This window comes from Mycobacterium sp., assembly GCF_052143115.1.
Taxonomy (GTDB): domain Bacteria; phylum Actinomycetota; class Actinomycetes; order Mycobacteriales; family Mycobacteriaceae; genus Mycobacterium.
The window spans coordinates 1-11607 of sequence record NZ_JBKQTQ010000290.1; the positions used below are offsets into that span (position 1 = coordinate 1).

At 63.2% G+C, this 11607-nt stretch carries 8 protein-coding genes; 5 read left to right on the forward strand and 3 right to left on the reverse strand.

Features of this window, described 5'->3' with window-relative positions:
• Positions 1 to 19 precede the first annotated feature (19 nt).
• Entirely contained in the window at positions 20 to 2692 is a 2673-nt protein-coding gene (locus tag ACLQI9_RS28580) for an ATP-binding protein (protein ID WP_442377448.1), read from the reverse strand.
• Between the two features lie 358 nt (positions 2693 to 3050).
• Between ACLQI9_RS28580 and ACLQI9_RS28585 the strand changes: the two genes are divergently transcribed.
• From ACLQI9_RS28585 to ACLQI9_RS28595, 3 genes are all read left to right on the forward strand, one after another.
• On the forward strand, positions 3051 to 4331 hold the full coding sequence (locus ACLQI9_RS28585; protein WP_442377450.1) for a sodium:proton exchanger: 1281 nt from the start codon (positions 3051 to 3053) through the stop codon (positions 4329 to 4331).
• A gap of 64 nt (positions 4332 to 4395) precedes the next feature.
• A complete protein-coding gene (gene fadD4 / locus ACLQI9_RS28590) occupies positions 4396 to 5925 on the forward strand; it encodes a fatty-acid--CoA ligase FadD4 (protein ID WP_442392477.1) in 1530 nt (509 codons plus the stop codon).
• Entirely contained in the window at positions 5922 to 6869 is a 948-nt protein-coding gene (locus ACLQI9_RS28595) for an enoyl-CoA hydratase/isomerase family protein (RefSeq protein WP_442377454.1), read from the forward strand. Before fadD4 ends, ACLQI9_RS28595 begins: the two co-directional genes overlap by 4 nt.
• An 8-nt stretch (positions 6870 to 6877) precedes the next feature.
• Here ACLQI9_RS28595 and ACLQI9_RS28600 read toward each other — a convergent pair whose 3' ends face one another.
• Positions 6878 to 9787: an MMPL/RND family transporter gene (locus ACLQI9_RS28600; protein WP_442377455.1), complete on the reverse strand. Its 2910-nt coding sequence runs from the start codon at positions 9785 to 9787 to the stop codon at positions 6878 to 6880.
• A complete protein-coding gene (locus ACLQI9_RS28605; protein WP_442377457.1) occupies positions 9784 to 10212 on the reverse strand; it encodes an MmpS family transport accessory protein in 429 nt (142 codons plus the stop codon). Before ACLQI9_RS28605 ends, ACLQI9_RS28600 begins: the two co-directional genes overlap by 4 nt.
• A 202-nt stretch (positions 10213 to 10414) precedes the next feature.
• On the opposite strand from ACLQI9_RS28605, the gene ACLQI9_RS28610 reads away from it, so the two are divergent.
• A complete protein-coding gene (locus ACLQI9_RS28610) occupies positions 10415 to 10936 on the forward strand; it encodes a DUF4352 domain-containing protein (protein WP_442377459.1) in 522 nt (173 codons plus the stop codon).
• On the forward strand, positions 10921 to 11496 hold the full coding sequence (locus ACLQI9_RS28615) for a hypothetical protein (RefSeq protein ID WP_442377461.1): 576 nt from the start codon (positions 10921 to 10923) through the stop codon (positions 11494 to 11496). The genes ACLQI9_RS28610 and ACLQI9_RS28615 overlap by 16 nt, the downstream gene beginning before the upstream one ends.
• Positions 11497 to 11607 lie beyond the last annotated feature (111 nt).

Sequence of the window (11607 nt, forward strand, 5' to 3'; positions counted from 1 at the left end):
CGCACGGCGCGTCGGGAGCTTATGCGTCTGCTCGGCCGGGCAGAAGTTCCGCCCGTGCTTGCTCGATCTGCTCAAGTGCATATTGGGCGACATTCGCGTTCGTCATCTTTTCGCCGTTGTGGGCCAATGACTCATAGATGTTGTCGCCGAGCACTTCTCGAAGGTGCGCGATCGTGGCGGTGATCTCCGGAAAGGTCGCCAGTCCGAAGGCGGTAGCGGCGAATCCGACGATCGTTGCGGCGGCCTCGTACTGTCCGATCCGGTCGAAGTGTGCGGCGAGGACTCCTAGCGGGCTGACCATGTGGGCGTAGCTGCCGGTGTCGTAGAAGTTGTTGATCGCCCGGGTCAAGAAGTCGAGGGTTTCCGTCGGGGCGCCATGGGCGGCAGCAAGCCCTGACAGGTTCACCGCGATATATGACTCGGTCATTTTGTTGCCGCTGTCCTGAGCGATTTTGAGGCCTCGGCGAAGTGCTTCGTAAGCGGCATGCGGACGGCTGTCACGCCAGGCATATCCGTAGGCGAGCAACGCGAAGCACTGGGCGCCGGGGTCGTTGGTGGTCTCTGCGTCGGCCAGCAAGTCGTCTGAGGCAGCCTGGGCCTCGTCGATCTCCCCAGCGGTCATCAAGGCCATCACCATAGCGGCCCGGTTGTAGGTATTGATGCCTTGCCCGCGGGCAAACCGCTTGCGGCACAGCTCCAGCCACCGATCGGACAGGCCCATCGTGATATACGTGCCACCCAGAGCGGTCGGTTCGAAGTCGTAGAGCATCCGATCGAACCGGCCGCCATCGATGATCGCCACGGCCGCATCGGCGTATCGGACGGCGTCGTCAATTCTCCCCGTCCGGTAACACTCGGCGGCGATCACGTATAGCTGTCCCAGCCGCGGATGCTCGACGGCTCGGGCTGCCTCGATGAGTTCCTCCGCCCACGTGGAGGGCTCGTGCAGTTCAATAAAACCACCGATGAATCCCGCGTACACGGCGATGCTTGCCGCGGTGTCGAGGTCATGGTGATCCACGCTCCACCGAAAAGCGGCGCGTAGGTTGGCGAGCTCGACGCCGAGCCAGGTGTAGGCTTCGAGCTGCCTAGGGCTGTCCCAGAGGGCGAGTACATCGGTTTCACGTCCGGCGAAGTAACGTGCATGCGCGGTGTGAGCCCCATCGGCGCCACCAGAAGCCAAGAGCTGCTCTTGGGCGAATTGGCGGATCGTCTCCAACATCGAAAACCGTGTCCGCTCCGACGTCCGGCCGGCAACCACCAGCGATTTGCGCACCAAGGCGTCTAGCAAGTCAAGCGTGGTGAAATCGTCGCCGGAGTCACCCACCGCGCCGGCGGCTGCCGGGTCGAAACCAGCCGCGAATACCGAACACCTTGCCAGCAATGCCTTTTCGGCGTCGTCGAGCAGGTCATACGACCACTGCACGGCGTGGCGTAAGGTGTGATGGCGCTCCAGCCCACGCCGGCGCCCCACTAGTAGCCGGAACCGGTCATCGACGCGATCCCGTACCTCCGTGACAGTCATCGACTGCAGACGCGATGCAGCCAACTCGATCGCCAGCGGGATTCCGTCGAGGCGCTCGCAGATCTCCACCACGGCAGAGTCGACCGGCACGGTACCTGGTGCCACGGCCATGGCGCGCTCGACAAACAGCGTTGCGGCGCTCGAGTCGACGCCGCCGCGCACATCCAACGATGGGACCGGCCAGAGTTGTTCGTCGCCCACCCGCAATCCTTCGCGACTGGTGGCGAGGATTTTCGCAGTCGCCGATTGCGCGAAGATCGCGTCGACGATGTCTGCCGCGGCATCGAGGACGTGCTCACAGTTGTCGAACACCAGCAGGCGCGACCGGCCCTCCAATGCGGCGGCAACGCTGTCGGCCAGGCTCATCCCCGGCTGCTGCATGATTCCGAGCACGGCGGCGACGGCATCGGGCACGGCCGCGGGGTCGCCGACCGGGGCCAGCTCGATCACCCATACACCGTCTGGGAAGTCGGGTGCCGACCGCGCGGCAACCTCCAGCGCCAGCCGGGTCTTCCCTACGCCGCCGACGCCGACCAACGTCACCAGCCGGTGTGCTTTCAGCGCCGCCGAGACATCAGCGAGTTCCGACTCACGCCCGACAAAGCTGGTGGTTTGCGGCCGCAGGTTTCCGGGTGTGGCGTCCAGGGTTTTCAGCGGCGGAAACTCGGTACGCAGGCCAGGTGCCCGGACCTGAAACAGCTCAACCGGTTTGGCGAGGTCGCGCAAACGCCGCGGTCCCACGTCAATAAGATCGACGTCGCTGAGCAGACCCGCGGTAACGCCGTCGAGCAGAATCTGACCGCCGTGGCCCGCCGACATCACCCGCGCCGCGCGATTGAGCACCGCGCCGAAGTAGTCCGCGTCGCGCAACTCCGCCTCGCCGGTCGCGATCCCCATCCGCACCGGCAATTCGAGAGCCGCCTGTGCGGCACACGCGGCGTCGACAGCACAACGGGGTGACGCGAACGCCGCGCACACCCCGTCGCCGGTGTGCTTGAACAACCAGCCTGCATGCCCCTCGATGGCGTCGCGCAACACCTCGTCGTGGACCGCGAGAGCCGCACGCATCGCGTCTGCGTCGGCTTCCCACCGACGGGTGGAACCCTCGATATCGGTGAACAAGAACGTGACGACGCCCGAGGGCGGGCCAAGTTTGCCGCCGTTCATCAGAGGACCCCCGCACGCTGGGGATTGTCGGGCGACCTCATGTTAGGTCTGCGGCCAGGACGGGGGTGCCGATTTCACCTAGCTGTCATCCATCGCGCGGCCCGGCTGACGAGGCGCAGCGCGGCAGATCTAAGATCTGCTCCTTCGAGGGCTGTGGGTATATCAGGGTAGCCGAATAGAAAATATCGTGTGGCCGAATTACCAGTTCCAGCCGGTCTGACCAGCAAATTTGAATCACTGCCGTCGATCTCTTCGTAGACGGCCTACGTTGCTGGATTACCGCTCGGCCGGTATCTTTTCACGGGGGTGAAGGTAGGCCCTTTCCAGCTTCGACGCTGCGGGCGACTGAAGGGTGAGGATGACGACTACGGCCCCCGGCCCCACTACCGCCGCGCTGTCGCGGCCGTTGTTCCGCTCACTGGGGACCGTCGCCGTCTTCATCCTCCCGGCCCTGGTGGTGCGCATCGCCGGCATCCACCCGAGTCCGATCCTGGGCCTGCTCACCTACGGCGCTGCTGTGATCGCGGCCAGCTTCCTGCTGGCGTGGGCCGCAGAAGCTGCCCAGATCGACGTCTCGGGTGGTCTGGCGGTCGCGGTGTTGGGGGTCATCGCCGTCCTTCCCGAGTACGCGGTCGACCTGTATTACGCCTACACCGCAGGCCATGTGCCCGAGTACACCCAGTACGCCGCGGCGAACATGACCGGCTCGAATCGGCTGCTGATGGGTATCGGGTGGCCTGTCGTCGTTCTGGTCAGCCTGCTGGTGGCGCGCAGGGTCAACGGCCGCAAAGTCGGCGAACTGGATCTCGACGTCAGCAACCGGGTGGAGATCGGCTTCCTGATGTTCGCCGGGGTGGCCGCCTTCCTGGTACCCGCGACCGGCCGCATCCACATCGCGTTCGGGGTGATATTGCTCGGCTGGTTCGGCTACTACCTGTACAAGCTGAGCCGCGGCGAGGTCGAAGAACCTGAGCTGGTCGGCACCGCGGCGGCGTTGGGCGCACTTCCCGACCGAGCACGCCGCATCGCGGTGTCCGTACTGTTCATTTTCGCCGCGTCGGTGATCGTGACCTGTGCAAAACCGTTCGCCGAGGGCCTGATCGACGCCGGCACGCAGCTGGGCATCGATCGCTTCCTGCTGGTGCAGTGGCTGGCACCGTTGTCCTCGGAGGCGCCGGAATTCATCATCGCCACCATCTTCGCGGCGAGAGGCAAGGGCGCGATCGCGATCGCGACGTTGATCTCGTCGAAGGTCAACCAATGGACCCTGCTCGTCGGGTCATTGCCGGTGGCATTCGTGATCGGCGGCGGAGGCACGTCGATCCAACTGGACGGCCGCCAGATCGAGGAAATGGTGCTGACCGCCACGCAGACCTTGATGGGTGTGGCGCTGATCCTCGGCCTGCGGTTCCGCCGCCGGGCCGCCTGGGCGCTACTCGGCATGTTCATCGTGCAATTCCCGATCACCTCGACCGAGGGCCGGCTACTGCTCAGTGCTGCCTATGCGGTGGTGGCCGCCGTCGCGCTGATAGTCAATCGACGCCAGCTGGTCCCAACGCTGATGGCGCCGTTCGCCGGTCGCGCCAAGCGGCATGGCGGACACCCGCATCAGCCGGCCGAACAGCTGCCCGCGCAATAACGATCCGCGGCGGTCAACCCAGGCCCTTGACACCTGTCAAGTTTGGCGGCTGTACAGTCTGCGCATGCAGATTCGCGAGCATCTGGGCGCCAACACGCCCGCTGTCATCCTTCATCCGTCCGGCGCGGTCGTCACCTTCGACGAACTGGAAATCCGCGCCAACCGGCTGGCGCACCACTTTCGCCGCGCGGGTCTGGTCGAAGGCGACGCCGTCGCGATCCTGATGGAGAACAACGAGCACATCCACGCGGTGATGTGGGCGGCCCGGCGCAGTGGCCTGTACTACGTGCCGATCAACACGCACCTGACCGCGCCGGAGGCCGCCTACATCGTCGACAACAGCGCGGCCAAGGCGATCATCGGCTCGGCTGCGCTGCGCAAGACCTGCGAAAACCTCGCCGAGCACCTCCCCGGCGGACTGCCTGCAATGTTGCTGATTGCCTTGGATGAGGAAGAGGCTGACCTCGACGGCTGGCAGCGCTACCCCGAATGCGTTGCCGATCAACCGGATACGCCGATCGATGACGAGTCCGAAGGCGATCTGCTGCAGTACTCGTCGGGCACCACCGGTCGGCCCAAGGGGATCAAGCGCGGGTTGCCGCACGTCGCGCCCGCCGAGGCGCCCGGCATGATGTCGGCGCTGGTCGGATTCTGGATGCACCCCGATGCGGTCTATCTGAGCCCGGCGCCGCTCTACCATACTGCTCCGTCGGTGTGGTCGATGAGCGCTCAGGCCGGCGGCATCACGACCGTCGTCCTGGAGAAGTTCGATCCCGAAGGGTGTCTCGAGGCCATCCAGCGCCACCGGGTCACGCACGGTCAATTTGTGCCGGCCATGTTTACCCGGATGCTGAAACTGCCTGACTCCATTCGCAATTCGTACGACGTGTCCACCCTCGAGCGGGTGATGCACGCGGCCGCGCCGTGCCCGGTGGAGATCAAGAAGCAGATAATCGACTGGTGGGGGCCGATCGTCGACGAGTACTACGCGTCCTCCGAGGCGATCGGGTCGACGTTGATCAGCGCCGAGGAATGGCTGGCGCATCCCGGCTCGGTGGGCAAGCCGATGATGTGTCAGATTCACATCCTCGACGAGGACGGCAAGGAGTTGCCGCCGGGCGAAGCGGGAGAGATCTACTTCGAGGGCGGGTTCTGTTTTGAGTACCTCAACGACGCGGAGAAGACGGCGGCCTCCCGCGACAGTCACGGCTGGACGACTGTCGGCGACGTCGGCTACGTCGACGACGACGGCTACCTCTACCTCACCGACCGCCGTCACCACATGATCATCTCCGGCGGCGTCAACATCTACCCACAGGAGGCCGAGAACCTCCTGGTCACCCATCCGAAGGTGCTGGACGCGGCGGTGTTCGGCATTCCCGACGACGAGATGGGTCAAAGCGTCAAGGCGGTGGTGCAGACCGTCGACCCGGCGGATGCCACCGATGAGTTTTCCGACGACCTGCTGGTCTGGCTGCGAGACCGCTTGGCGCACTACAAGTGTCCGCGATCGATCTCATTCGAAGCGCAGCTGCCGCGCACCGATACCGGCAAGTTGTACAAAAACGAACTGGTGAAGAAGTATTCGGTGTGACGCTGCGCATCCTCGACGTGTCGGAGCCGGTCTCCGACGTCGACGCTGCACCATTCGTTGTCCCGGTTGTGGCCGTCGGGCCGCTCACCCATGCATCTGAATTCTGGCTGCAGCATGCGACATTCACCCTCACCGAGGACGACACCGACGATCGCCGGGCAATCACCGTCCCGTCGATCGACGCGGCAATTGCCGAACTGGCCGCGCGGGTAGACCGGTGGCCGCTGGCCGCCGCGGTCTGTGACGACGTGCTGCGCTCGGTCGATCCAACTGGCCCGACGCGGGTCGGCGTGGTGACCGAGTCGCTGGCCTACTCCACCCTGCAGGGCGGTCCGGAGTTCGCCCGATGGCTGGCCGAGCGCGGCCCGGCGCGCCTGCCAGACATCGCCGATCCGGTGCAGGCCCACCGCGACGGCAACATGGTGCGGATCGCGTTCAATCGGCCGCAACGCCACAACGCGTTTTCCACCGATGCCCGCGCCGCGCTGCTGGAGGCGTTAGCCGTCGCGCAACTCGATCCGTCGGTCGACGAGGTGGTGCTGACCGGCAAGGGGCCGTCGTTTTGTAGCGGCGGCGACCTCGATGAGTTCGGCACGCTGCGCGACCCCGCCAGCGCACATCTGGCTCGCACCCGCTACAGCCCGGCGCTGGTGCTCGACGCGCTGACCGCCCGGCTCGGGCAGGCGTGCCGCGCCGAAGTTCACGGCCAGGTGCTGGGCAGCGGATTGGAGATGGCAGCGTTTTGCGGGCGCGTGCTCTGTCAGCCCGACGCGGTATTCGGGCTGCCCGAGCTGAGTCTGGGGCTCATCCCCGGAGCGGGTGGCACCGTCAGTGTGACACGGCGGATAGGCCGCTGGCGCACAGCTTATTTGGTGCTCAGCGGTCAAACGATCGACGCCGATATCGCTTTGGCGTGGGGGCTGGTAGACGCGAAAAGTCAGTAAGCGGCCGGTTATTGCTGCGCTGGCGATCCGAGCGCCAACTTGTCGGTGTCCTCGTCCTCGGACGGAGCATGGGCCGCGATCCCGCGCACCTTGTTGGGGCCGCGGGGGTTGACAACCTGCGGCCACCAGAACCAGCGACCCAGCAGGGTCGCGATCGACGGCATGAACAGCGCGCGCACCACAAACGTATCGAGCAGCAGCCCAATACAGACGGTGGTGCCGAACATTCCGATCGCCCGCAGATCGCTGCCGAGCATCGCGAGCATCGTGAAACCGAACACAATGCCCGCGGACGTCACCACTGCACCGCTGCCGCCCATCGCCCGGATATACCCGGTCTTGAGTCCAACGTGGATTTCCTCTTCGAATCGGGAAACCAGCAACAGGTTGTAGTCGGACCCGACCGCCAACAGCACGATGACTGACAGCACAAGCGTCACCCAGTAGATGTGCTGGCCGAGCACGTCCTGCCAGATGAGCACCGAAATCCCGAAGGACGACGCGATGGAGCTGGACGCGGTGCCGACAATCACCACCGCGGCGACAAAACTTCGGGTGATCAAGGTCATGATCAAAAAGATCAGCGTCAGCGATGCCAGGATCGCCATGATCAGGTCGTATTTGGCACCGTCTTGCATGTCCTCGTAGAGGGCGGCCATACCGCCCACATACACCTTCGCGCCGGACAGGGAGGACTGCTTGAGGGCCTCCTGCGCCGCCGTTCGCTCGGGCTCGACTCGCTTGATTCCCTCCAGCGTGGCCGGGTACGTCTGATGGGTGACAAAGAACCGGGCGGACTTGCCGTCCGGCGACATGAACAGCCTGAGCCCGGTTTGGAAGTCTTTATTGTCGAACGCCTCGGCCGGCAGGTAGAAGAAATCGTCGTTCTTGGAGTCGTCAAAACTTTGACCCATCATGATTTGGGTATCGCTCAGGTCCTCCAATTGGTTGACGAATCCGTCGAGCGTGCTGTGCACCGTTACCACGAGCCCCCGCAGGATATTCAGGGTGTCGATTACCGCCGGCAGCAGCTCGGTCACTTGCGGTAGGAGAAAATCCAAGCGGCTTACGTCGGTGGAGAGCAAGTGCAGTTTTTCGCTGAGTTTGTCTATTCCATCCAGCGACTCAAATAGCGATCTGAATGACCAGCACATGGGAACATCGAAGCAATGCTTTTCCCAGTAGAAGTAACTGCGGAGCGGCCTCCAGAAATCGTCGAAATCCGCGAAATGGTCTCGGATCTCATCGGTCACAGCCGTGGTGTCCTGCGTCACGCCGGCGAGGTCATGAGTGGTCTTGTCGATTTCTTCCAGATGGGTATAGATTTGCGTTATCAGGCTAATATCCCTGTCAAGCTGAAATGATATAGCGTCTATATCCTTAACGCGGTCTTTCAGAGATTTGATATTCTGTATGATCAGCTGGTTTGACGCGCTGAGTTGAAACGGCACCGAGCTGTGCTGAAGTGGAATTCCCAACGGCCGGGTAATGTCCTGTATCATCGCGATGCCGACAACCCGCATAATATTTTTCGCAACCCGATCCAGAACCAGCATGTCCGCCGGATTTCGCATATCATGGGTGGCCTCGACCATCGTGATATCGGGGGCCATCCTTGCGGCAGTGAAATGCCTTTCTGCGGCGGCGTAGCCGACATTGACGGGGGTTTCTTTCGGCAGATAGTGGCGGTCGTCATAACCCGGCCTGAACCCCGGCAGGGCGGCGAGACCGACCAGGATGACCGCGCCGCTGCCCACCATGATCGGCGCGGGCCACCGCACGACAGCGGTGCCGATCCGGCGCCAGAATGTCCCTGGCTTCAAGTTTTTCGGTACCAGCAGCCCGAAACGGCTGGCCACCACAACCACAGCGGGTCCCAAGGTGAGCGCGGCAGCGACAACGACGATCATGCCTGTTGCGACGGGTATCGCCATGCTGTGGAAGTAGGGTAACCGGGTGAAGTAGAGAGTTGCCGAGGCTCCGGCAATGGTCAACCCCGAACCCAGGATGACGGGAGTGACACTGCGAACGGTTGTGTAGTAGGCGGTTACGGGATCCTGACCGGACAGGTGCGCCTCTCGATAACGGCCGATCAGGAATATCCCGTAGTCGGTGCCGGCGGCGATGGCCAGCATCACCATGATATTGACCGCGAACGTCGTCAACCCCATGATATTGGCATACCCAAGGAACGCGACAACTCCGCGGGCGCAAGCCAATTCGAGCAGCGTCAAGAAAAGCTGTATCAGCATCGATACGAGCGATCGGTAGACGATAAGCAACATGATCGCGATCGCGCCGATCGTAAACAAAGTGATCTTCACCAGGCTCGCGTCGCCAATTGCGCGCAGATCCGCGGTGAGCGCCGCCGGTCCGGCGACATACGCCTTCACCCCGGGAGGTGCCGGTGTATCGGCGATCGCCTTCCGGACCGCATTCACGGATTCGTTGGCGAACGTTTCGCCCTGGTTACCGACGAGATTCAGCAGGACGTAGGAGGCTTTTGAGTCGGGACTTTGGACGCCCGCCGCGGTCAATCGGTCACTCCAGAAATCCTGGACGTGCTCGATATGCTCGTGATCGTTGAGTAGTTTTTTAACTATCGCGTCGTAATAGTGGTGCGCGGCCTCGCCAAGCGGTTGCTGGCCTTCCAGGACCATCATCACCGTGCTGTTGGATTTGTATTCCTTGAAATTAGAACCGACGCGATACATCGCTTTCATCGACGGCGCATCAACGGGTGCCAGTGGTACCGAGTGTTGCTCGGAAATCACTTCCAATTGGGGGACAAAGATGTTCACGATGACCGTGAGCGCCACCCAGAACACGATGATCGGCAGCGCGAAAATACGCAGGGTGTGCGCGACGAACGGCCGCTTGCCGTGCGCGTCGTTGTGTGCGTCGGTGTCTTCCGTCATCCGGATTTCACCAGGCAGAAGGTCTGGGCGTTGCCGCCGACGGCACGTCGTTCGTCGAGGAGCTCATTGTCGATTTTGATCCGACAGCCGATTTGGCCGCTGTTGCCCTGCACAATCATGGTCGCCTCGACCGCCGGCAGGACGGTGACGACGGTGTACGACCAGGGCAGCGGTACGTCGTTGAGCTGGTGGACGTTCGCCTCGGCATCCCAGTAGTTGATATCGGCGGTGGTCCCGGGCGGGCCGAAGGCCTCATAGCCGATGGACTTCGGGTTGAACTGCACAATCTCGACCCCCGCGCCCGAGTTGGCGTTGAGGTCCGCAGACGCGAATACTTTGTGCAGCCGTGCGATGAGGATGCCTGAAACAGCGAGCACGACGACGAAAACCAGCGGTACCCAGTGTCGTCTGAGCACTCTGGTCACTCGAATCCTCCGCCCTTGCCGTTGCCGCGGCCGTCGGAACCTGTGGATCGCTAGCAGCGTATACAGAACGCCAGAGGTACGTACACCATTCCCGTCGGTCTCGGTCGGTGCGGTTCTGCTTGCGGCAGACTGGGCCCGTGGAGGACTCTATGAGCTGCATGCGGTTTTCGGTTGCGAGGTAGGCGACATGAAACGGTCCGTGGTGACACTGTCGGTGTTGGCTCTGCTGGCTGCGTCCTGTTCGACGCAGAAGTCCACAGCGAGCGATCACCCGGCTTCCCCGCCGACGCAACAGCCGCCCGCGTCGAAACCGGTCGCGCACGTCGGCGACACGCTCAACCTCATGCGCATCGGCGGGCAAAAGATCACGGTGACGCTGCTGCAGATCATCAACCCGGCGACAGTTCCGAACGGCTGGGGCGACGCCGGCAAAACCTATATCGCAACCAAGCTGAAGATCACCAATGCCGGAACGTCGACCATCGTGGGTAACACCAACAGCGATGTTTCAACGGTCGGATCGGACAACCAGAGTTACCGGGCCGATTTCGCCACCGTGACCGAGTGCAAGGACTTCGTGGACGGGTGGTTCCTGCTCGCCGCGGGCGCCTCCACCACCGGCTGCGTTGTGTTCAAATTTCCACAGGGCGTCACGCCGCTGAAGGTCAATTACGTTCCGTCATCGGGCATCTCCCATGACGTCGGCGAGTGGCAGAACCCTTAGCGCGACTGGTCACCGCGACCTCCGTCGTCACCGCGGCGGCGGCATTGGTGACCGGCTGCGCGGGTTGGGCGCAATACGGTCACGGGGCGACGCGCCATCCCACGACCGCGGTGTTCCCAGTCCCGCCGACGATGTCCGGGCCGGGGCTGGCCCGGCTATGGGAGACGCATTCATTGCCGTGTGACCGTCCGGTCGGCGTCAGCGACATGCCCGCCGATCCGTATCACCTAGTGGAAGTTGGGATGTGGCCGAACATCGCCGACGTCACCTCGCGACTGGCTGCCGTTACCGCAACCGGCGGGCAGGAGTTCATCCTTGGCAGGCTCCGACTTCTCGGCGCCGTCTTGATCCAAACCCAGTCGGACATCACGGATCAGGTGAAGGCTGGCACCCGCGAGATCGACAGCGCCGGCGGCGATCCCGCCGTGGAGAACGTCGTTCGGGATTCAAGCATGCGGGTGATCAAATTGCGCCACGACGACTACGTTGCCGCAGTGAATCACGTGATCGGTGAGCTAGAGATCGGGGCTGTTCTGCCAAGTGCGCTAATCCGAAAATGAAGGTGACGTGCGTCTGGTGTGGTGCACGCGTGTGCGGTGGTGCTGTGCGGGTCACGCGGCAGGGTTGAGGGTTACCGCGTAACCGAGGGCTTCGAGTTGGCGGATGTGGTT

Excerpts from the sequence above, each read along its gene's own strand:
- ACLQI9_RS28585 (WP_442377450.1), top strand. The coding sequence starts at position 3,051 with ATGACGACTACGGCCCCCGGCCCCACTACCGCCGCGCTGTCGCGGCCG.
- ACLQI9_RS28600 (WP_442377455.1), bottom strand. The coding sequence starts at position 9,787 with ATGACGGAAGACACCGACGCACACAACGACGCGCACGGCAAGCGGCCG.
- fadD4 (WP_442392477.1), top strand. The coding sequence starts at position 4,396 with ATGCAGATTCGCGAGCATCTGGGCGCCAACACGCCCGCTGTCATCCTT.
- ACLQI9_RS28580 (WP_442377448.1), bottom strand. The coding sequence starts at position 2,692 with ATGAACGGCGGCAAACTTGGCCCGCCCTCGGGCGTCGTCACGTTCTTG.